This window comes from Streptomyces sp. NPDC127108 (genome assembly GCF_042677545.1).
Classification (GTDB): Bacteria; Actinomycetota; Actinomycetes; order Streptomycetales; family Streptomycetaceae; genus Streptomyces.
In genome coordinates this window covers 45849-67033 of record NZ_JBHXTE010000038.1, presented here as the reverse complement: position 1 = coordinate 67033, position 21185 = coordinate 45849, and the positions used below count along the sequence as shown (strand labels likewise).

Sequence of the window (21185 nt, the reverse complement as noted above, 5' to 3'; positions counted from 1 at the left end):
TCCAGGGCCTCATCCACGTCAGGAAAGTGAGTGATCCCGTGCAGGCGCCCCTCTACCAGGTCAAAGCAGAGTTCTTCCGGATGCTCGGGCACCCCGTCCGCATCCGTGTCCTCGAACTCCTCCAGAACGGGCCGGTATCCGTACGGGACCTGCTCATCGCCATCGACATCGAGCCCTCGAACCTCTCCCAGCAGCTCGCCGTGCTGCGCCGCTCCGGCATCGTCGTCTCCACCCGCGAAGGCACCACCGTCACCTACGCGCTGGCCGGCGGCGACGTCGCCGAACTCCTGCGCGCGGCACGCCGCATCCTCACCGAACTCCTCGCCAGCCAGACTGCCCTCCTGGCCGAACTGCAGGACTCCAACGACCCCGAACGGCCCCCCGCGCACTCCCCCCAGGCGTGAGTGCGCCCGCTACTCGTCGATCCCCGACCGCTCCACCCCCGCCACGATCCACCGCTGGAAGAACAGGAACACCACGAGCAGCGGCACGATCGACACGGCCGCCGCGACGAACAGTTCGTGCAGGCGGATGACTTGGGAGGTCGTGAAGGAGGCCAGGGCCACCTGCACGGTCCACGCGTCCCGGTCCTGGCCGATCACCAGGGGCCACAGGAAGGAGTTCCAGGCGCCGATGAACACGATGGTGCCGACGGCGGCGAAGACGGGGCGGGAGTTCGGGACGACGATGAGCCAGTACGTACGCCAGTGTCCGAGGCCGTCCACCCGCGCCGCGTCCTCCAGCTCCTTCGGGAAGCCCAGGAAGTACTGGCGGAAGACGAAGCAGGCGAACGCGGAGAAGAGCGTGGGGACGATCAGGCCGCGCAGGGTGGAGATCCAGCCCAGGGACGAGACCAGGACGAAGCTGGGGACGAAGGTGACCGCGGCGGGGACCATCATCGTGGCCAGGATCGCGTAGAAGACGTGATCGGCGTGGCGGTAGGGGATGCGGGCGAGGCCGTAGCCCGCGAGGGAGGCCAGGAGCAGGGTGCCCGCGGTCGTGAGGACCGCGATCAGGGCCGAGTTGTACAGGGAGCGGGCCATCGGGACGGTCGAGTCCTCGAACAGCTCCCGGACGTTCGACCAGTGCAGGGTGGCCGGGAAGAACGTCCAGTCGGGCGACGTGATGTCCTGCTCGGACGCGAGGCCGTTGCGCACCAGGAGGTAGAAGGGGATCAGGAACAGCAGGGCGAGGGCGACGAGCAGCGCCACCCTGAGGGCACGGCCCACCTTGACCCAGGCGTCGTACACGTCAGTCCTCCTTCCTGCCGAGGCCGAACCAGCGCGCCTGGCCGATCGCCACCACGGCGATGATCAGGGCGAGGAGCACCGCGCCCGCGCTGCCGAGGCCCAGGTTCTGCCCCTGTCCGAGGGCCGTGTAATAGAGGTAGACGAGGGGCGGCCGGGCGTACGGCGGGTAGCCGCGGGCGTCCGAGAGCAGGTTGTAGAACTCGTCGAAGGCCTGGAAGGCGTTGATGACCAGGAGCAGGGTCACCGCCACGGACGTCGTGCGCAGTTGGGGCAGCGTGATGTGGCGCAGGACCTGCCAGCCGGGGCGGGCGCCGTCGACGGCCGCCGCCTCGTACAGGGTGGGGGAGATGCGCTGGAGCCCGGCCAGGAACAGGATCATGTAGAAGCCCGCCTGGAGCCAGAGCCGTACGGTGACGATGACCAGCCAGTACCAGGGCGGGTCCGTCGTGGACAGCCACGCCGTCTGGTCGGCGCCGAACCAGCCGAGCACGGTGTTCGCCAGACCGAAACGCACCCCGTTGAAGATCGACATCTTCCAGATCAGGGCCGCCACGACGTAGCTGCACGCCGCCGGCAGGAAGAACACCGAGCGCAGGAACGTCTGCGCGCGCCGCATCCGGTTGACCATCAGCGCGAGCGAGAGCGACAGCACGAACGTCGTCGGCACGATGAAGGCGGTGAAGACCACGAACGTCCACAGGCTGTCGGTGAACGCGTCGTTCCGCAGCATCGACGTGTAGTTGTCGAAGCCGACGAAGTCCGTGGGCGAGACGGTGTTGTGGGCGTCGAAGAAGCTGAGGTAGACGCTCCAGCCCAGCGGTACGTACGTGAAGACGATCAGGCCGAGCGCGAAGGGGCCGACGAACACCCAGAACCAGAGGTTGCGGTTCTGCGGTCCCGCGAGGCGCCGCCACAGCCGCTCGCGCCGCACGGCGCCCGCGCTCACGACGACTTCTTCTTCACCCGGTCCAGCTCCGCCGACACCTTCCGCACGACGGACCGCAGTTCGCTCTCCGGGTTCGCCCCGGACTTGATGATCCGGCTGAGCGCGTCCTGGTACGCGACCCGGCTCGTCGGGGTCCAGAGCAGCGGCTCGGCGTAGCCGTTCTCGGTGGAGAAGCGCACCGCGTCGGCCGCCGGGCCCTTGGTGAGGACGTCGGCCTTCTTCGCGAGCGAGAGGCGGGCCGGGATGTGGAAGCCGTACGACAGGGCGAAGTCCCGCTGGTGGTCGGTCCGTTCGACCCACAGCCACTTCACGAAGTCCTTGGCCTCCTGCTTGTGCGCGCTGCGGGCGCTGACCGCCGAGCCGTACGCGCCCACCGGCACCGCGGGCTCGGCGCCGGGCGCGGCGGCGGGGAACGCGGCCACGCCGAAGTCGTCGCCGAGAGCCTTCTCCACCGCGGGCAGCGCCCACAGGCCCGACCACTGCATGGCCGTGAGCCCCTGGACGAACGCCGACGGGTCCGACCAGTCGGAGGGCGCGCCGAGCAGCAGTGACTTGTCCTCGTACAGCGTGCGCAGCGGGGCCAGGGCGCGGGCGGCCGCGGGGTCGTCGAAGCCGACCTTGCCGTCGTCGGTGACGAGGCTCAGGCCCGCCGCGTACAGGGGCGTTCCGCCGAGTGCGCCCGCGCCGCCGTCGTTGCCGAGGAACAGCCCCTTGACCTTCTTGGTCGTCAACTCACTTGCCGTTTCGACGAGTTCGGTGAGGGACTTGGGCGGGGTGCGGCCCGCGTCGGCGAGGAGGCTCTTGCGGTAGTAGAGGAGCTGCATGTCGACGACCTGGGGGACGGCCCAGATCCGGCCGTCGTACGTCTTCGGCGCGAGCACCGCCGGGTTGAAGTCGTCCTTCACGGAGTCGAGCAGGTCGGTGAGGTCGACGACCTGGCCGCCCTGGATCTGGTCCAGGGTGGGGCCGTTGACCTCGAAGACGTCAGGGCCTGACTTGGTGAGGAGCGCGGCGGCGGTCTGCTCGTCGTAGTTGCCGGGACGCCACTGCACGGACACGTCGGCCTTGTCGTACGCCTCGGCGTACCGCTTCACGGCCTGCTCGGTCCCGGCCTCCCCGTACTGGTGGTACCACTGGGACAGCTTCGGTCCCTTGCCGTCCGAGTCGCCGCCGTCGCGGCCGGTGTTGGAGCCGCACGCGGTGAGCAGCCCGAGTGCGGCGCCCGTGCCGGTGCCGAGCAGTGTTCTGCGACTGATGGTCATGACGTGTCCCCCTGAGCCGGTTGGTCGGGTACGTGTCGGGCCCAACGATCAACCATGCGGGAGGATTACGACAGGCGCATTGCAGCCGCGTGTAGCCCTCGCGGGGCGCCCCAGTCCCGCCCCTTCTCCGAAACCGGGGGCTGCGCCCCCTGGACCCCGCTTGTCGGCGCTCCGCGCCTCGTCCTCAAACACCGGACGGGCTGGAGAGTGTGCGGGTGTATTTCAGCCCGTCCGGCGTTTGAGGACGAGGCCCGAAGGGCCGAAAAGGGGGAGAGGGGCGCAGCCCCAGAGGTGACCCCGATCAGCGCCGAGCCGCGAGGCGGAACCGCAACCGGCAGATCACCGCGTCCGTGTCCCGCCGCACCGCGTGCGCCAGCACGGCCCCCCGCTGGTTCTGAAGGAGCCGCTGCCACAGATGAGCGGGCTCCACCTCGGGGATCAGCACGGTGACCCGGGTCCCCGGGTGGTACTGGTACACCTTCCGTACGTACTCGGCGACGGGCCGCCCCACGGTCCGGGCCGTGGAGGGCAGCTCGACCAGGTCGACCCCGGGCCCCCACAGCTCCCAGTCCCGGCGAAGGGACTGCGCGGCCGCCCGGTCCTCGACGTCGTCGTACGTGACCGTCACGGCCCGCACCTCGTCGCCGAGGGACACCGCCGCGTTCAGGGCCTCGCAGGTCAGCCGGGACAGGCCGGACACGGGGACGATCACCAGGGAGTGGTCGCGGTGCGGCGGCTCGGGGACGCGGCCGAGGCCGAGGTCATCGCCGATGCGGCCGTACGCCCGGTGCACGACCTCGAAGACGGCGACGATCGCGGGCAGCGCGAGGACGATCAGCCAGGCGCCCTCGGTGAACTTCGTGGCCGTCACGACGACGGCCGAGACACCGGTGAGGACCGCGCCGAAGCCGTTGAGCAGCGCCTTCGCGGGCTTGCCCACCTTGCGCCAGTGGATGACCATGCCGGTCTGGCAGAGCGTGAAGCCGACGAAGACCCCGATCGCGAACAGCGGTACGAGGGTGTTGGTGTCGCCGCCGGAGAACAGCAGCAGCCCCGCGCCCGCGACGGCGAGCGCGATGACGCCGTGCCGGTGGACCTGCCGGTCCGCCTTGAGGGCGAAGACGTGCGGCAGGTAGTTGTCCCGGGCGAGGAGGCTCATCAGGACGGGCAGCCCGCCGAAGGACGTGTTGGCGGACAGCGCGAGCAGGATCATCGTCGCGAACTGCACGACGTAGAAGGCCCAGTTGTGGCCGAGGGAGGCGTCCGTGAGCTGGGCGAGGACGGTGACGCCCTCGACCGGCTGCAGGCCGAAGCGGGAGATGAGGACGGACAGGCCGATCAGCATCACGCCGAGCAGTGCGCCGAGCGCCACCTCCGCGTGCTGGGCGCGCTTGACGCGCGGGGTGCGGAACGACGGCACGGCGTTGGCGATGGCCTCCACGCCGGTGAGCGCGGAACAGCCCGAGGCGAAAGCTTTCAGCAGGAGCAGCGCGCCGACCGTCGTGGCGTTGTCGGAGAGGACCGAGGCATGGCCCTGGGCTGCCTCGGTGGAGACCGGGCCGTCCCGGAACAGGCCGACGACGACCATCGTGAGGATCGCGCCGACGAACACCGCGGTCGGGGCGATGAACACGCGCGCCGAGTCGACGATGCCGCGCAGGTTGACGGCCGTGATGACGACGAGGACGCCCAGGCACAGCGCGACGCGGTCGCCGTACAGCTCGGGGAAGGCGGAGGTGAGGGCCGCGACGCCCGCCGTCACGGCGACGGCGACGTTCAGGACGTAGTCGAGGACGAGGGACGCGGCGGCGACCAGGCCGGAGCGGCGGCCCAGGTGCGTCTTCGCGGCGGCGTAGCTGCCGCCGCCGTCGGGGAACGCGGCGATGACCTGGCGGTAGGAGGCGACGAGCACGGCGAGCAGCGCGGCGATGGCGAGGGTCACCGGCAGCGTGAAGCCGAGCCCGTAGCCGCCGGCCGCGGCCAGGACCAGCACGATCGCCTCCGGCCCGTACGCGACCGAGGCCATCGCGTCCAGGGACAGCGCGGCCAGGCCCTGGAGGGCGGTGAGGCGATGACGGTCACCCGGGTCCGCCGCGCCGGTATCAGGAGGTTCCGCGAGTGCCGGAGCGTCGGGGCGCTCGGAAACGGTCGTCATGCTCGTGCCTTTCATGCAGGTCAGCCGGTGTGGTCGAGTCGGCGTGCCAACCCAGCGTCAACGCGGGTAGGGCGGACGCCGACACCCCTTGGCGGCTCTTTGACGGGTGCGGGGTGCCTCTTGACGACTTGTTGAGGGGGGTCGTCAGCGTCGCGTCAAGGTGTGCCATGCACGTGTATGCGCCGCGTCAACGCCGCAGACGGGGTCGGGGCTCCGTCCTACGGTGCGGCACATGGGACATGACTGGACGACTCGGGGCAGGCACGCGGCGCACGCACCGGACGCGCCCCGGACACCGGACGCGGACGCCGTGGTGACCGACCGGCGCTGGGCGTCCGACCTGCGGGCCGCCGTCTTCTGCTCGCTCGCCCTGTTCGCCCTGATCGTGCTGGTCGACTTCGCGGGCGGGACGCTGAGCGCCGTGCGGACCGGGTTGTGGGCGGGCCTGGCCGTCCTGCTGTACGCGATCCTGCACCCGGTGCGGGTCAGCGCGGGGCCCGGCTGGCTCGCCGTGCGGGGGCCGCTGCGGCGTCGGCACGTGTGCGTCAACCTGCTCACCAGCGTGCGGGTGAGCGAGACCGTCGCCGCGCGGCTGGTCCTGTGCGACTCGCTCGGCAACCGGGTCGAGTTCGACCCGAAGGTCCTCGCCGAGAATCCGCTGCTGCTGCACCGCCTCGACGCGGGGGCCCGCGCGTCCCAGGCGTCGGGTCTGCTGCGGACCGGGTCGGTGGAGCTCGCGCGGCTGCTCGCGCGCTTGAACGGGCGGGAGGCCAAGGCGGTGTTCGAGGCGTCGGGGCTTCGCTAGAGAGGCAGCGATCGACCTGCGGGGGCTGGTCGCGCAGTTCCCCGCGCCCCTTACGGGGCGCGCCCACGCGGCGGAGCCGCACATCGATACAGCCCCGCGCCCCTTACGGGGCGCGCCCACGCGGCGGAGCCGCACATCGATACAGCCCCGCGTCCCTGCGGGGCTCAGCCCTTGAGCGCCGCGTACGTCACCCCCGTCAGCACCTCCGACGCCGCCCACAACCGCTCGCTCGCCACGTCGTCGCGGGTCCGACCGGCTCGCGGGGACCGGGCAGGTGCGCCGCGCCAGGCGAGGAAACGGGGGCCCGTGAAGGAGTCCGGGCGCACCCCCGGCGCCGTGGCCGCGTACAGCGTGGGCAGGGCGCCGGTCTCCGCGGACTGGCCGACGATGCGGTTGACCACCGCCATGAACGCCTCCGTGGCCCGGCGGCCCGCCATCCGGGGCCCGGTCGCCTGGAGGTTCGTCGCGGCGTAGCCGGGGTGCGCCGCCGCCGCGACCACGTCGGCGCCCGACTCGGCCAGGCGCCGCGCCAGCTCGTGGACGAACAGCAGGTTGGCCGACTTGGAGCGGGCGTAGGCGGGCCAACGGCGGTAGCGCAGCTCGCTGTTGAGGTCGCCGATGTCGATGTCGGCGAGCGCGTGCGCCATGCTGGAGACCGTGACGACACGGGCGCCGGGCGTCTCGAGGAGCCGCGGCAGGAGCAGCCCGGTGAGCGCGAAGTGCCCGAGGTGGTTCACGCCGAACTGCGTCTCGAACCCGTCCGCGGTGCGCCGGTACGGCAACGCCATCACGCCCGCGTTGTTGACCAGCAGATCGAGCCGCCCACCGCGGTCCCGCTCGAACCCCTCGGCGAACTCCCGCACGGAGCCCAGGTCCCCGAGATCGAGTCCCCGGAACTCGACGTCGGCGTCCGGCACATCGACCGAGAGCCGCCGCGCGGCGTCCCCACCGCGCTCCGCACTGCGACAGGCGAGCACCACCCGGGCCCCACGACGAGCCAGTTCCCGGGCCGTGACGTACCCGATCCCACTGTTGGCCCCGGTGACCACGGCGACACGCCCCTCCTGATCGGGAATGTCACGCGCGCCCCAACTCCTCGTACGCCCACTGCCCGTCATGCGGCTGAGCGTACGCGTGTATGTGTGTGCGGGCGGTCAGGCCGAAGCGCCCCCGTCGACCACCAGGTCCGTGCCCACCACCGACGCCGCGTCGTCCGACGCCAGGTAGAGGACGGCCGCGGCGATCTCGGTGGTGTCCGAGACGCGGCCGAGGGGGGACTCGCCGCGCATGCGGTCGGTGCGGGCGGTGGCGGTCTCGCCGGGGCGCAGGGACATCGTGGTGGCCGACGGGCCGGGGCTGACCGCGTTGATGCGGATGCCGTCCTGGATGTGGTCGAGGGCGGCGCCGCGGGTGAGCGCGGAGACGGCGGCCTTCGCGGCGACGTAGCCGGCGATGCCCGGGCGGCGCTTGTGGGCGCCCAGGTTGGAGGCGATGTTCACGATCGCGCCGCCGCCGTCCTGTGTGCGCATCTGGCGCACCTCGGCCTGGAGTGCGAGGAAGACGCCGGTGACGTTGGTGTCGAGGAGTGTGTGCCAGTCCTCCTCGGGGAGGTCGGCCACCGGGGCGCCGCCGCGGAAGACGCCCGCGTTGTTCACGGCCACGTCGAGGGCGCCGAAGCGGTCGACGGCGGCGCGCACCGCGGCCTGGACGTCGGCGGGGCGGGTCACGTCGGCGGTGTGCGCGAGGGCCGTGCCGCCCGCCTCCTCGATCAGCGTCACCGTCTCCTTGAGCGGGCCCTCGGAGCGGCCCGTGACGACGACGTTCGCGCCCTCGGCGGCGAAGGCCAGGGCGATGGCGCGGCCGAGGCCGGAGCCGCCGCCGGTGACGAGGGCGGTGCGGCCGGTGAAGCGGGTGCGGGCGGCGGGGGCGGGCATGGGGACTCCTCGGCGTATGAGAGCGCCCGGCCCACGAGTATTGGACCGGACGATCTAATACTAGGCGGAGACCCGGGCCTCGTACACCCCGACCCCGATGTCGTCATCGTCGAGGCACCGCCCCGTCTCCAGGTCGAAGCGCTGCTTCAGGAGCGGCGAGGCCACGAACGGGCGGCCCTCCGCCGAGCCGACCAGGCCCCGCGAGAGCACGGCCGCGCCGGAGAACGGGTCGCGGTTGTCGATCGCGTACAGGCGTCCGGCGCGGTCCAGGAACAGCGCCGCCTGGCGTCGCCCGTCGGGGAGCAGCACGGCCACGCCGCGGCCGGGAGTGAGCCGGGCCGCGGCGCACACCGTCAACCAGCCTCCGTCGAGGCGCAGTTGGACGCTGGCGTCGGCGGTGGTGGGGCTCGCGGCGGGGGCCGCCTCGGTCATCGTCGTCATCGCGCGGAGCTTCCTTCCAGGGGCCGCAGGGTCAGCAGCGGCAGGTCGGGCTTGATCTGGTCGCGCTCGGGGACGAACGCCACCAGCGGGTCCGGTGCCTCGGGCGCGTTCACGAACGACACGAAGCGGGCCAGGCGGTCCGGGTCGGCCAGGGTCTCGGCCCACTCGTCGCGGTAGTGCGTGACGTGGTCCGCCATCAGGGCCTCCAGGTCGGCGCAGATGCCGAGGGAGTCGTCCACCACCACGTCCCGTACGTGGTCCAGGCCGCCGTCGATCCGCTCCAGCCACGCCGAGGTGCGCTCCAGGCGGTCGGCGGTGCGGATGTAGAACATCAGGAACCGGTCGATGAGCCGGATGAGCCCGGCGTCGTCGAGGTCCTGCGCGAGCAGGTCCGCGTGGCGCGGGGTCGCGCCGCCGTTGCCGCCGACGTACAGGTTCCAGCCGCTCGCCGTGGCGATCACGCCGAAGTCCTTGGAGCGGGCCTCCGCGCACTCGCGGGCGCACCCCGACACCGCCGACTTCAGCTTGTGCGGCGCGCGCAGGCCCCGGTAGCGCAGCTCCAGGTCGATCGCCATGCGCACCGAGTCCTGCACGCCGTAGCGGCACCAGGTCTGCCCGACGCACGACTTCACCGTGCGCAGCGCCTTGCCGTACGCGTGCCCCGACTCGAAGCCCGCGTCGACCAGCCGCGCCCAGATCGGCGGGAGCTGTTCGACCCGGGCGCCGAACAGGTCGATGCGCTGACCGCCGGTGATCTTCGTGTAGAGGCCGAACTCCCGCGCCACCTCGCCGATCACGATGAGCTTGTCCGGGGTGATCTCGCCGCCCGGGATGCGCGGCACCACCGAATAGGAGCCGTTCTTCTGGAGGTTGGCGAGGAAGTGGTCGTTGGTGTCCTGCAGGGCCGCCTGCTCGCCGTCCAGGACATAGCCGTCGGCGCCGATCGCGGGTGCCAGCGAGGCGATGACGGAGGCGACGGCGGGCTTGCACGTCTCGCAGCCCTCGCCGCCGCGTGCCGACTCGCGGCCGTGCCGGTCGAGCAGGTCCCGGAAGGAGGTGACGCGCAGGGTGCGGACGATCTCGTACAGCTCCTGGCGGGTCTGCGCGAAGCACCCGCACAGGCCCGCGTCGCCCGACTGCGGAAGGAGCTGGCCGATGAGCTTCACGCAACTCCCGCAGCCCGTACCGGCCTTGGTGCACTTCTTGACCTCGGGCAGCGTCGCGCACGCCCGCACGGCGGCCTTCGTGACGTTGTGGCAGTTGCACACCACGGCGTCGTCCGGCAGCGCCTCCGGGCCGAGGGCCGGGGCGGCGCCCGCGCCCGCGGGCAGCACCAACTGCTCGGCGGGCACCGGCGGCACCGACCCGGTCAGCGCCCGCAGCGTCCCGTACGCCTCGGTGTCGCCGACCAGGACGCCGCCGAGGAGCGTGCCGTCCGCGCCGACCACGAGCTTCTTGTACGTGCCCGCCCGCGAGTCGGCGTACGCGACGTCGAGACAGCCCTCCGCCGTGCCGTGCGCGTCGCCGAACGACGCCACGTCCACGCCGAGCAGCTTCAGCTTCGTGGACATGTCGGCGCCGGTGAAGGCGGCGTCCGCGTCCTCGGACGCGAGGGCGGCGGCGGCCGTCTGCGCCATCTCGTAGCCCGGCGCGACCAGGCCGTACACCCGGCCGTCCACGGCCTGCGCGCACTCGCCGATGGCGTACACGTGCGGGTCGCTCGTACGGCACCGCTCGTCGACGGTGACACCGCCGCGCTCGCCGACCGCGAGGCCGCAGTCGCGGGCCAGCTGGTCGCGGGGGCGCACCCCCGCCGAGAACACCACCAGGCCGACGTCCAGTTCGGAGCCGTCCGACAGGCGCATCGCGCGCACCGCGCCCGCCTCGTCGGTCACGATCTCCTGGGTGCCCGTACCCGTGTGCACGGCGAGCCCCCGGCCGGTCAGCGTGCGCAGCAGGGCCGCGCCGCCGCCGTCGTCGACCTGTGCGGGCATCAGGCGCGGGGCGAACTCCACGATGTGCGTGGCCAGCCCGAGCCCCTGCAGGGCGCCCGCCGCCTCCAGGCCGAGCAGCCCGCCGCCGACCACCGCGCCCGTCGTGGCGTTCGCCTTCGCGTACGCCTCGATGGCGAGGACGTCCTCGATGGTGCGGTAGACGAAGCAGCCGTCCGCGTCCTTGCCCGGCACCGGCGGCACGAACGGCACCGAGCCCGTGGCCAGGACGAGGGTGTCGTAGCCGAGGACGCGCCCCGAGCGCGCGGTGACCGTCCGCGCCTCCCGGTCGATGTGCTCGGCCGGGTCGCCGAGAAGCAGCTCGATGCCGTGCCGCTCCATGAACCCGCCCTCGGTGACGGAGAGTTCGTCCGGGGTGGTGCCCGAGAAGTACGAGGTGAGCTGGACGCGGTCGTAGGCCGGGCGCGGCTCCTCGCACAGGACGACGACATGGTGCGTCTCGGTCAGGCCGTGCTCGGCGAGGGCTTCGAGGAAGCGCTGGCCGACCATGCCGTGCCCGACCAGGACAAGGTTCTTCCGCGTGGCCGGATGCGGTGCCGGGTGCGGTGCCGGGTGCGAGGTCGCATGCGGTGCCGGATGCGGGGTCGAGGTCGCGTCCATGGGTCAGTGGCCTCCGTCGTGAGTGAGCAGGTGCAGCAGCGGGCTGCCGTCGTCGGGCAGGGCCTCGTCGGCCGCCCAGGCCCGGGCGAGCGCGCCCACGGCCGTCAGCTCGCCGAGGAGCACACCGCCGACGAGGCGGTCGCCGCGCACGACGACCTTGCGGTACGTGCCCCGGGTGGCGTCCGTCAGCCGTACTACGTCGTCGTCCGGACGGGTCTCCGGGTCGCCGAACGCGGCGATGTCCAGGGGGTGTTCGTGGTGCGGCAGGGTCAGCCGGGTCAGGGAGCGGGTGCCCGCGTACGGGCGGGCCGACTCCGGGGCGGTCAGGGCGGCGGCGAGGGCGTCGGCCTGGTCGAGGGCGGGTGCCGCGAGGCACGGGGCCGCGCCCGCGTACTCGGCGCAGTCGCCGATGGCGTACACGTGCGGGTCGCTGGTGCGAAGGCCTTCGTCCACGACGATGCCGTGCCCCACGTCCAGGCCCGCCGCGCGGGCCAGGCCGGTGCGGGGGCGGACGCCGCAGGCGAGGACCGTCAGGTCGGTGCCGAGGACGTAGCCGTCGGCCAGTTCCACCGACCGTACGGCGCCGTCCGTCTGCCGTACGCCGCGCACCCGGCACTCGGTGTGCACCTCCACGCCGAGCGCCGTGAGGTGGCGGCGCACCAGCTCCGAGGCGTCCGGGTCGAGCTGCCGCTCCATCAGGCGGTCGCCCTGCTGGGCGAGCACCACCCGCACCCCCCGGTCCGCGAGGGCCCGTGCCGCGCACACGCCGAGCAGGCCGCCGCCGACGACGACCGCCCGCGCGTCCGGCCGGGCCGCGTCCGACAGGGCCAGGCAGTCCGCCATCGTCCGGAACGCGTGTACCCCGCCGGGCAGCTCGGTGGCCCCCGGCGCGAAGAGTCCGCGCAGCGGGGGCAGCACCGGGTTCGCGCCGGTGGCGAGCACCAGGCGCTCGTACGGCACCCGGGACCCGTCCTCGCACAGCACCACCCGGTCCGCCCGGTCGATCCGCACGGCCCGCGCCCGCAGGTACCGCTCCGGCGCGGGCTCCGGCAGCGCGATCACCTCCGGCCCGTACCGGCCCGCGAGCACCTCGGTGAGCAGCACCCGGTTGTACGGCGCGTACGGCTCCTCGCCGATCAGCAGGGCACCCCCGCCGAGCCTGGCGGCGAGCCGGGCGCCGGCGAGTCCGGCACCCAGGACGACGGTGCGCTGCCGCGGGTCTCTGGTGGTCATGTCCCGCAGCCTGCTGGGCCGGGGTTTCCCGGCGGGGGCCGTGGTGTTTCGGCGGGGGAACGGTGGCCTCAGCAGGGCGGCCGGCCGCCTGTGAGGACGAGTCCGGCCTCGGGCCCGTGGGGGGGTGCCCACCGCTACCGCGGCGGGTCCGTCCCACCCGCCCACCCGTTTGCTGTGGGACGCGGGGTGGGCCCCCGGGCCTGGGTGGTCTTTTGTCCTCGGGTCGGTGGGTGGTGTCCGCCGCTGTCGCGGCGGGTTTCTCCCGCCCGCCCACCCGTTTGCTGTGGGACGCGGGGTGGGCCCCCGGGCCTGGGTGGTCTTTTGTCCTCGGGTCGGTGGGTGGTGTCCGCCGCTATCGCGGCGGGTTTCTCCCACCCGCCCACCCGTTTGCTGTGGGACGCGGGGTCGGGCCCCTGAGCTTGGGTGGTCTTCTGTTCTCGGGTCGGTGGGTGGTGCCCCGCCCGCCCACCCGTTCGCCGTGGGACGTGGGGTGGGCCCAGAGCGGGAGCGTCGGATCCACCCGGCGCGGGTTTCGGCGCAGGCCCGGTGTGGTCCAAGTCGGGCGTTCCGGTGGTGTCGGACCGGGCTGTCGTTGCGGTCACGCTGGGACCAGGGTGCGGGTGGGCGGGTGGGACGGGCTTCGCCGCGTAGCGGCGGAGGACGGTTGCAGCGACGGTCACGCCGCCCGAGGCGACAACCTCTGAAGTCCCTCAAGTCGCCCAGATTTTCGTGGACGCACCACCTACCCCGTCCATAGGGTCGCGATCATGCCCGACATACCAACGACCGCTGTCGTCGTCCTGTGCGTCGCCGCGTTCGCGGCCGGTTGGATCGACGCCGTGGTGGGCGGTGGAGGGCTCCTGCTGCTGCCCGCGCTGCTGCTCGGGCTGCCGGGGTCGACCCCGGCGGCAACCGCGCTCGGCACGAACAAGGCGGTGGCGATCGTGGGAACGACGGGCGCCGCCGTGACGTACGTGCGCAAGGCACCCATCGACGTCGGCACCGCCGTGAAGATCGGCCTTGCGGCGCTCGCCGGGTCCATGGGCGGAGCCTTCTTCGCGGCCGGGATGAGCACCGAGGTGCTCAAGCCCGTGATCATGGCCGTCCTCGTCGGCGTCGGCGCCTTCGTCATCTTCCGCCCGGACTTCGGCACGGCCCCCGCGACGGGCCCGCTCCCGCCGCGCCGCATCCTCGCCGCCATCGGCCTCGCGGGCGTCGGCATCGGCTTCTACGACGGCCTCATCGGCCCCGGCACCGGCACCTTCCTCGTGCTCGCGCTGACCGCCGTGCTCCGGTTCGACCTGGTCACCGCCTCCGCCAACGCGAAGATCGTCAACTGCTGCACCAACGCGGGCGCCCTCGCCATGTTCGCCTGGCAGGGCGCCGTGCTCTGGCAGCTCGCCGCCGTCCTCGCCGTCTTCAACCTCGCCGGCGGCACCCTCGGCGCCCGCACCGCCCTGAAGAAGGGCAGCGGGTTCGTGCGGATCGTGCTGCTCACGACCGTGGTCGGGCTCGTGGCGAAGATGGCGTACGAGCAGTGGGTGGCGTAGACCGCCGGAGGCGGTCGCCACGCGCCAGGGAACTCAGCGTGTGCCCGTCAAGTGCGCGAAGACCACCACATTGCCCTGGTACCCCGTCTTCTTCGAGTACGCCCCGCCACACGTGATCACCCGCAGCTCCGGCCGCGCCGCCGCCCCGTACACCTTCTCGTCGGGGAAGCCCTTCGCGTCGTACACCTCCACGGCGTACACCGTGAACAGCGCCACCCCGCCGTCGCGCCGCTCCACCTCGATGACCCGGCCCTTCGCGAGGCCGCCCAGGCCGTAGAAGACGGCAGGGCCCTCCGCGTTGTCGACGTGCCCGGCCACGACCGTCGTGCCGCGCTCGCCCGGCGTGGTGCCCGCCTCGTACCAGCCCGCGAGGTTCTTGTGCCGCGGCGGCGGTACGTCGAGGCTGCCCTGGCGGGTCAGGCCGAGGCCCATGAGGGGGGCGTCCACGTCGATCGCCGGGATCCGGATCCGGTCGGGCGGTGACGGGGGGAGCGGGGCGAGCACCGGTCCCGCCCGGGTGGTGCCCGGCGCCGCGGCCTGCGCGGCGGACGGCTGCGGGGGCGGGTGCCCCGCGGTGCCCTCGCGCACGAGCCAGGCGCCGCCGCACAGGGCGAGCGCGGTGGCCACCGCCATGACCCAGGTGCCGAACCTGCCTCGCCGCTGTGTCCGCCGCATGGCTCGCCCCCTCGGGGAAGGGTGGGGAAGGGTGGGGAAGGGTTGGAAAGGGTTGGAAAGGGTTGGAAAGGGTTGGGAAACGTATCGGTGCAGCCCGGTGCAGATCGCGTTCCCGCCTCCCCCGCCGGTCGCGAGGGACGTGCGGCCGGCAGGGGGAGGGGGAGCGGCGGTACCCGCGGACCGCGGAGGGGGTCCGTCAGATCCTGTCGCCTCTCGCCCGGCGATGCAGGAGCCAGGTACCGCCCGCGGCGGCGAGGGCGAGTACCGCCACGCCCGCCGCGGTCTTCACGGGGTCGGGGCCGAGCGCGCCACCGACCCCCGTCTTCACGTGCCCCTTCGGATGCACCGGCACCGGCACCGGCTGCTCCGCGCGGGCGGACGCCGTGGACGTGAGCGTCACCGACAGGTCGCCCGCCACCTCGCGGCCGCCGGAGCCGGCGCAGCGCGCCACGATCTCGTACGTGCCGGGCTGCGCCGACGGCGGCACCTTGAACCGCCCGGACGCCACCTCGGCCCGTTCCCCCGAAGCCAGCGCGAAGGTGCCCGCGCCGACCGCGCTGGCGTCGCCCGTCGCGGTGCCGTCCGCGCCGCACGCCGTGGTGTTCACCGTGACGGTGGTGCCGGGCGTGACGGTGGCCGGTGACACCTGGAGGCCGCCCGCGGGCGCCGCGGCCGCGGGGGCGGCGCACAGGCCCGCCGAGGTGACGGCGAGTGCGGCGGCGGTCGTCAGCTGGCGGGCTGTGCGCATGGGGCTTGCTCCTGTCGAGGCCTTCGTGCGGGACGCACCTCCGAGGTAAGTGGCACTCGGCCGCGTACGCCTGCTGAAGCCCTGTCAGAAACCCTGCGCGGACCCGGCCCCTGACGCCCCGACGGGAACGTTCCAGCAGGTCACCACGCGTGTCGCGGAAAGGATCCGAAGCCGCGCCGCGGCGCCTGTGAATGGGTGACCCGGGGCGGGGCCGACAGCTGAGCCCGGCTCAGATCACGTCCCAGGGCGCGGCCTCGTACACCTCGGAGACGGCCGCCATCAGCTTCTCGTCCACGGGCAGGTCCAGGTCGTCGACGCGGCGCACCGGGCTGATGCCCCAGGAGTTCGTGACGAGGGCCGCACGGTAAGAGGGCAGGTCCGAAAGGCGTACCGGACCCGGGCGCGTGGGCAGGCCCGCGTCCGCCAGCCGCGCCCGGAGGACCTGCATGGTGATCCCGGCCAGGTGCGGGGCGTCGGGCCACACCAGCTCGCGCCCGTCGTAGAAGGCCGCATTGGTGACGGCGCCCTCGCTGATCAGGCCGTCGGGGCCGGTGAGCAGCGCCTCGTCGTAGCCCGCGCGGCGCGCCTCCCGGCCGTGGTAGGCCTGCCCGAAGCCGCCGAGGTGCTTGATGTGCGCGACCGGCCGTACGTAGGGCACGGACTTCAGGGCCTGCGCCCGGTCGGCCATCACGGCGGCCAGCTCGGTGGGCGGCCGCACGGTGACCATCAGGGACGGGGTGCCGTCGGGGGCGTGCACGTACACGCGGACGGAGGCGTCGCCGATGACGCCGGTCGCGCCGTCGGCGCCGCCGTCCCCGGCGAGCACGTGCCGGATCAGCTCGCGGACCCGTTCCCCGTCGAGCCCCTGGTCGAAGAGTTCCCGCGTCCCCGCGTCCAGACGGTCCAGGTGGAGCCCGAGGCCGCGCACCCTGCCGTCCCTGACCTGCATCGCGGTGAAGTGCCCGAAGGTGTCCAGGGCGCGCGCCCGCAGCGTGTCGACGGTGGCGGGGGCGCCGTCGATCTCAAGTCGGGTGACGTCGGCGGTGATGGGTCCTTGTGTGGTCATGGGCCCACCGTACGTTCGGAGTTCACGGGCCCGGCGGCCCGGTCGCCCGGCCCTCTCCGCTCCCCGCCCTCCGGTCTCCGGCCCGCTCAGTCCTCCAGGAGGCGGCGCGGGCCCGGGCCGTGCGCGGCCAGTTCGTCCCACGGGTTCGACAGGGCGCAGCGGTCCAGGGAGAGGCAGCCGCAGCCGATGCAGTCGCTCAGGTTGTCGCGGAGGCGCTGCAGGGTGCGGATGCGGTCGTCCAGGTCCGCGCGCCAGCACTCGGAGATCCGGGCCCAGTCCTCGCGGGTGGGCGTGCGGTCCTCCGGGAGCAGTTTCAGTACGTCGCGGATGGTGGCCAGCGGGATGCCGAGCCGCTGCGAGGTGCGGATGAAGGCGACGCGGCGCAGGGTGTCCCGGCTGTAGCGGCGCTGGTTGCCGGTGGTGCGACGGCTGGAGATGAGCCCTTCGCGCTCGTAGAAGCGCAAGGCGGAGGGCGCGACTCCGCTGCGCTCGGCGAGTTCGCCGACGGTGGCTTCCTTGGCGTCCGGTGCGAGGTGCGTCGTCATGCCGCCAGATTAGTCGCGGCCGCCGCTTGACCTGAACCAAGGTTTAACTAAGAAGCTCTCCGCATGAACACCACCACGGCCAAGGCCGCTTCGCAGTCCGTCTCCCCGTCCGCCTCCCCGTCCGCCGACACCGCCTTCGCGTCGTCGACCGGTACGCCGGTGAAGGTCGCCGTGATCGTCGGCAGCAACCGCGAGGGCCGCTTCGGCCCGGTCGTCGCCGAGTGGCTGCTCGCCCGCGTGCGCGGCCACGAGGGATTCGAGGTGGACCTCATCGACCTGGCCGAGGTCGACCTGCCCACCTCCCTCACCTTCCGCCCGTCCGCCGAGGTCCTCGCCGAACTCGCCAAGGTCACACCGAAGTTGGCGGAGGCGGACGCGTTCGTCGTGCTCACCCCCGAATACAACCACTCCTTCCCCGCGTCCCTGAAGAACGTCATCGACTGGCACCGCGACGAATGGCAGGCCAAGCCCGTCGCCCTGGTCTCCTACGGCGGCATCTCCGGCGGCCTGCGCGCCGTCGAGCACCTGCGCCAGGTCTTCGCCGAGCTGCACATGGTCACCGTCCGCGACACCGTCTCCTTCCACAACGCGGGCGCGCTCTTCGACGACGAGGGCGCCCACCGGGACCCGGCGGTCGCGGAGGCCGCCGCGAAGGGGATGCTGGACCAGCTGCACTGGTGGGCGTGGGCGCTGCGGTCGGCCAAGGAGGTCCGGTCGTACGGGAGTTGAGCGGTGCGTGGGAGCCGGGTGCCGGGTGCGGCCCGGCTCGGCCCGGCTCAGGCCTCCGGCAGGTGCACCACCGCCACCGCGCCCCCGTCGTCCGCGTTGGCGAGGTCCACCCGCGCGCCGATGACGGCGGCCTGGCCGAGGGCGATGGTCAGGCCGAGCCCGGTGCCCTGGCCGCGCTCGCGGGCGCCCGTCTGGAACCGCTGCGGGCCCTCGCGCAGCAGGTGCGGCGGGAAGCCGGGACCGTGGTCGCGCACCGTCACCGCGGCTCCCGCGACGCACAGGTCGACGGGGCCGCGGCCGTGCCGGTGGGCGTTGCCGACGAGGTTGGTCAGGATCCGCTCGAGACGGCGCGCGTCGGTCCGTACGAGCCGCTCGTCGACGGAGCCGAGCCGCACCCGGCACCCGCCGAACTGCTCGGTGCGGCCCGCCCGTTGGACCATGCCCGTGACGAGCGTGCCGAGCGGATGCACGTCCAGGTCCGGTCGCTCCACGTCCGCGTCGAGCCGGGCGACCTCGAGCAGGTCCTCGGTGAGGGACCGCAGCGCCCCGACACGGTCGCGCACCAGCTCGGTGGGGCGGCTCGGCGGCAGGAGTTCGGCCGCGGTGTGCAGCCCGGTCAGCGGCGTCCGCAGTTCGTGGGCGACGTCGGCGGTGAACCGCTGCTCGGCCTCCAGACGCCGCTGCAGCGTCGCGGCCATGGTGTCGACGGCGGTGGCGAGGTCGGCGACCTCGTTCCTGCCGTGCCGGAACCCCGGCGGCAGCGGATGCCCGATGCGGGCGTCCAGCTCTCCCTGGCTGATGCGGCGCGCGGTCGCCGCCGCCGTGCGCAGGTCGCGGCTGAGCCTGCTGGCGAGCCCGGCGCCGCCGAGCGCGGCCAGGGCCACGACGACGGCACCGGACACGATCAGCTGCTGGTCGAACTCGGCCATCTCGTCGGCCTGTTCGCGCAGCGGAAGCCGTACGGACAGGACGCGGTCGCCCACCGGCCGCGCCGCCCACACCGACGGCTCGTCCGCGTCCATGTCCAGATACGTGCTGCGCTGACCGTCGAGCGCGGCGGCCCGCAGCGACTCCGGAAGCCCCCGCGCGTCGATCGCCGCGTCCGTGTCGTCCTGGGGCACCTGCCCGGTCAGCTCGTACACCTGACGCACGCGCACGAGCTGCGCCGTGGCCGCCGACCGCGCGCCCTCGCACACCTGGTCGAGGCGCGCGTTGTGGATGAGCAGCCCGATGGCGACGGCGACGACCGCGCAGCCCCCGGCGAGCAGCGCGGCGATCTTCCAGCGCAGGCCGAGCGTGTGCCAGCGCGCGACGAGGGCGGCGAGGGCGGCGAGGGCGCGGCGGGGTGCGCGCACGAGGCGCGCGTACGGGGAGCGGAGCCTCATGGGCGGGCTCCGGGGGAGCCCGGGTGTCCGGGTTCGGAGGTGGGCGAGCTGCCGCCCTCGCCGCCCTTGCCACCGTTGCCGTAACTCTTGACGTCACTGACCGTGGACATCCGGGTGCCGTCCCAGTGGAAGCGCACGGCCTGCTCGCCGCCCTCCGCGCAGGGGCTGCGCACCAGCAGATCGGTGCCGAGCGTCTCGACGGCGAGGCGCCGCCCGGCGGTGAACAGGATCGGATAGACCTTGCCGCGCTTCTCGTAGTAGACGACGAGCACGCTCCGCCCGCTCTCCACGTCGATCGCGACCAGCATCTCGGGCTTGCCGTCCCCGGTCAGGTCGGTGAGCACCGGCGGCCGGATGCCCGGCTTCCCCGGCTTCTTCACCAGCGGCCGGTCGGCGAGCGTACGCAGCCGGGTGTCGGCGCGCAGCACCTCCCGCACGTCGGCCTCGGCGAGCCCGCCAGGACCGAGCGGGTCCAGCCCGGCCAGCGGTTCGGGCGGCGGCTGCTGCGACGTCGGGTCCTCGCCGGGCGCCGACGGCGACGAACCCGACCAGGCGGACCACAGCGGCTCGGGGCGCGGCTGCACCGACACCGGCGGCGCGGGCTCGGTGTCGCCGAGGCCGCCGGTGGCGCCGCACGCGGACAGCACGGCGACGGCCAGGGCGGCCAGGGGCACGCCCGGCGGGATGCGGAAGCGCGGAGTCATGTGTGGGCCGGGGGAGTGGGGGGAGGCGGGGTGGCGGCCGGTCCGGGGGATGCCGGGGATTCGGCGGTGACCGGCCACCGCTGTCGACGGTAGGAAGGACGCATCACGGGAACCGGGAGGTTGTGTAACAACGGCTACCAAAGTTGCGACACGTCCGATATCGGGACCTTAGGCCTGGCCGGTAGCCTCCCCGTATTTGAGCCCCGAGGAGAGGGAGCACCCCCAGTGACCGACCAGACCACCCCCACCACCCCTGCCGCCTCCACCGCCTCCACTGCCCCCACCGCTCCCGCCGTCCTGACCGTCCTCACGACGACCGACACCCCGGACAAGGCGGACGCGCTGGCGCGGGGTGCCGTGGAGGCGCGGGTCGCGGCCTGCGCGCAGATCGGCGGCCCGGTGACGTCGGTGTACCGCTGGGAGGGGGCGATCGAGACGGCACGGGAGTGGCAGGTGTTCCTGAAGACGACCGAGTCCCGCTACCCCGCCCTGGAGTCCTGGCTCCTGGCCGCCCACGACTACGACACCCCGGAGATCATCGCCACCCCCGTGGCCCGGGGCAGCGCGGCGTACCTGGCCTGGGTGGCGGAGGAGACGACCCCGGGAACCCCGGCGTGACCCACCCCGACCCCGACCACCTGCCGTTCTTCGTCTACGGCACCCTCCGCCCCGGCGAACGCAACCACGCCGCCCACCTGGCCGGCCGCATCACGTCCCACACCCCCGCCCACCTGCCCGACACGGCCCTGTACGACGGCCCCGGCTACCCCTACGCCGTGGAGACCCCCGACGCGGGCCCCGTCCACGGCGACCTGATCACCCCGCTCCCCACGGCGTACGAAGCGGTCCGCGCGGCCCTGGACCACCTGGAGGACTACGCACCGGGCGACCCGCACAACCTGTACGAACGCGTGGCCCGCGAGGTGCGCTGCGCGGACGGGGCGTGGCGGAGGGCGTGGGTGTACGTGGCGGGGGAGAGGCTGGCGGCGGGGCTACGGGCGAAGGGGGCACTCCTGCCGGACGGCAGATGGCCGCCGGGCAGGGGCTGACCCGGAGCTTCAGGCCGAGGGGGTGGTATCAGCCCGTCCGGCGTTTGAGGACGAGGCGCGAAGCGCCGATTCGGCGGCGCCCCCGTCCCGCCCGAA

At 73.4% G+C, this 21185-nt stretch carries 21 protein-coding genes; 6 read left to right on the top strand and 15 right to left on the bottom strand.

Annotation, left to right across the window (positions count from 1 at the left end; all coding sequences use genetic code 11):
• Positions 1–38 precede the first annotated feature (38 nt).
• Positions 39–404: a helix-turn-helix transcriptional regulator gene (locus tag ACFVHO_RS28690; protein ID WP_289951028.1), complete on the top strand. Its 366-nt coding sequence runs from the start codon at positions 39–41 to the stop codon at positions 402–404.
• A 9-nt stretch (positions 405–413) separates the two neighbouring features.
• Here the strand turns inward: ACFVHO_RS28690 and ACFVHO_RS28685 are convergent, their stop codons facing one another.
• The 4 genes from ACFVHO_RS28685 to ACFVHO_RS28670 all read right to left on the bottom strand — a co-directional run bounded on the left by ACFVHO_RS28685 (position 414) and on the right by ACFVHO_RS28670 (position 5613).
• Positions 414–1250, bottom strand: coding sequence for a carbohydrate ABC transporter permease (locus ACFVHO_RS28685; RefSeq protein WP_385720605.1), 837 nt, complete (start codon positions 1248–1250; stop codon positions 414–416).
• A 1-nt stretch (position 1251) separates the two neighbouring features.
• On the bottom strand, positions 1252–2181 hold the full coding sequence (locus ACFVHO_RS28680) for a carbohydrate ABC transporter permease (RefSeq protein WP_385720694.1): 930 nt from the start codon (positions 2179–2181) through the stop codon (positions 1252–1254).
• Between the two features lie 11 nt (positions 2182–2192).
• On the bottom strand, positions 2193–3458 hold the full coding sequence (locus ACFVHO_RS28675) for an ABC transporter substrate-binding protein (protein WP_385720602.1): 1266 nt from the start codon (positions 3456–3458) through the stop codon (positions 2193–2195).
• A 301-nt stretch (positions 3459–3759) separates the two neighbouring features.
• A complete protein-coding gene (locus ACFVHO_RS28670; protein WP_385720599.1) occupies positions 3760–5613 on the bottom strand; it encodes an APC family permease in 1854 nt (617 codons plus the stop codon).
• 232 nt (positions 5614–5845) lie between these two features.
• On the opposite strand from ACFVHO_RS28670, the gene ACFVHO_RS28665 reads away from it, so the two are divergent.
• Positions 5846–6418, top strand: a complete 573-nt coding sequence (locus ACFVHO_RS28665; RefSeq protein WP_385720595.1) for a hypothetical protein — start codon at positions 5846–5848, stop codon at positions 6416–6418.
• Positions 6419–6582: 164 nt separating this feature from the next.
• Here the strand turns inward: ACFVHO_RS28665 and ACFVHO_RS28660 are convergent, their stop codons facing one another.
• The 5 genes from ACFVHO_RS28660 to ACFVHO_RS28640 all read right to left on the bottom strand — a co-directional run bounded on the left by ACFVHO_RS28660 (position 6583) and on the right by ACFVHO_RS28640 (position 12638).
• Positions 6583–7536, bottom strand: a complete 954-nt coding sequence (locus ACFVHO_RS28660; RefSeq protein WP_385720593.1) for an oxidoreductase — start codon at positions 7534–7536, stop codon at positions 6583–6585.
• Between the two features lie 36 nt (positions 7537–7572).
• Entirely contained in the window at positions 7573–8352 is a 780-nt protein-coding gene (locus tag ACFVHO_RS28655; RefSeq protein ID WP_385720590.1) for an SDR family NAD(P)-dependent oxidoreductase, read from the bottom strand.
• Between the two features lie 60 nt (positions 8353–8412).
• Positions 8413–8784 (bottom strand): nitrite reductase small subunit NirD, encoded by a 372-nt coding sequence (nirD, locus tag ACFVHO_RS28650; RefSeq protein WP_385720691.1) that lies wholly within the window; start codon positions 8782–8784, stop codon positions 8413–8415.
• 5 nt (positions 8785–8789) lie between these two features.
• Complete coding sequence (gene nirB / locus ACFVHO_RS28645; RefSeq protein WP_385720688.1) at positions 8790–11294, bottom strand: nitrite reductase large subunit NirB; 2505 nt, start codon at positions 11292–11294, stop codon at positions 8790–8792.
• 114 nt (positions 11295–11408) lie between these two features.
• Positions 11409–12638: an NAD(P)/FAD-dependent oxidoreductase gene (locus ACFVHO_RS28640; RefSeq protein WP_385720588.1), complete on the bottom strand. Its 1230-nt coding sequence runs from the start codon at positions 12636–12638 to the stop codon at positions 11409–11411.
• Between the two features lie 767 nt (positions 12639–13405).
• On the opposite strand from ACFVHO_RS28640, the gene ACFVHO_RS28635 reads away from it, so the two are divergent.
• Positions 13406–14188 (top strand): sulfite exporter TauE/SafE family protein, encoded by a 783-nt coding sequence (locus ACFVHO_RS28635; RefSeq protein ID WP_385720585.1) that lies wholly within the window; start codon positions 13406–13408, stop codon positions 14186–14188.
• A 33-nt stretch (positions 14189–14221) separates the two neighbouring features.
• Here ACFVHO_RS28635 and ACFVHO_RS28630 read toward each other — a convergent pair whose 3' ends face one another.
• From ACFVHO_RS28630 to soxR, 4 genes are all read right to left on the bottom strand, one after another.
• Positions 14222–14863 (bottom strand): class F sortase, encoded by a 642-nt coding sequence (locus ACFVHO_RS28630; RefSeq protein ID WP_385720582.1) that lies wholly within the window; start codon positions 14861–14863, stop codon positions 14222–14224.
• 196 nt (positions 14864–15059) lie between these two features.
• Positions 15060–15611, bottom strand: coding sequence for a hypothetical protein (locus ACFVHO_RS28625; protein WP_385720579.1), 552 nt, complete (start codon positions 15609–15611; stop codon positions 15060–15062).
• 229 nt (positions 15612–15840) lie between these two features.
• Positions 15841–16677, bottom strand: a complete 837-nt coding sequence (locus ACFVHO_RS28620; RefSeq protein ID WP_385720576.1) for an aminotransferase class IV — start codon at positions 16675–16677, stop codon at positions 15841–15843.
• 86 nt (positions 16678–16763) lie between these two features.
• Positions 16764–17222, bottom strand: coding sequence for a redox-sensitive transcriptional activator SoxR (gene soxR, locus ACFVHO_RS28615; RefSeq protein ID WP_385720573.1), 459 nt, complete (start codon positions 17220–17222; stop codon positions 16764–16766).
• A gap of 63 nt (positions 17223–17285) precedes the next feature.
• Here soxR and ACFVHO_RS28610 point away from each other — a divergent pair, with 63 nt between their 5' ends.
• Positions 17286–17951 (top strand): NADPH-dependent FMN reductase, encoded by a 666-nt coding sequence (locus ACFVHO_RS28610; protein WP_385720570.1) that lies wholly within the window; start codon positions 17286–17288, stop codon positions 17949–17951.
• Positions 17952–17998: 47 nt separating this feature from the next.
• On the opposite strand, the gene ACFVHO_RS28605 is transcribed toward ACFVHO_RS28610, so the two are convergent.
• Together ACFVHO_RS28605 and ACFVHO_RS28600 are read right to left on the bottom strand one after the other, a co-directional pair.
• Positions 17999–19336: an ATP-binding protein gene (locus tag ACFVHO_RS28605; protein ID WP_385720567.1), complete on the bottom strand. Its 1338-nt coding sequence runs from the start codon at positions 19334–19336 to the stop codon at positions 17999–18001.
• Positions 19333–20040, bottom strand: a complete 708-nt coding sequence (locus ACFVHO_RS28600; RefSeq protein WP_385720564.1) for a hypothetical protein — start codon at positions 20038–20040, stop codon at positions 19333–19335. Before ACFVHO_RS28600 ends, ACFVHO_RS28605 begins: the two co-directional genes overlap by 4 nt.
• Positions 20041–20337: 297 nt before the next feature.
• Between ACFVHO_RS28600 and cutA the strand changes: the two genes are divergently transcribed.
• Together cutA and ACFVHO_RS28590 are read left to right on the top strand one after the other, a co-directional pair.
• Positions 20338–20658 carry a divalent-cation tolerance protein CutA gene (gene cutA / locus ACFVHO_RS28595; RefSeq protein WP_385720686.1) on the top strand — a complete coding sequence of 107 codons (321 nt, stop codon included), beginning with the start codon at positions 20338–20340 and terminating at the stop codon, positions 20656–20658.
• On the top strand, positions 20655–21089 hold the full coding sequence (locus ACFVHO_RS28590) for a gamma-glutamylcyclotransferase family protein (RefSeq protein ID WP_385720561.1): 435 nt from the start codon (positions 20655–20657) through the stop codon (positions 21087–21089). The genes cutA and ACFVHO_RS28590 overlap by 4 nt, the downstream gene beginning before the upstream one ends.
• The last annotated feature ends 96 nt before the right edge of the window (positions 21090–21185 follow it).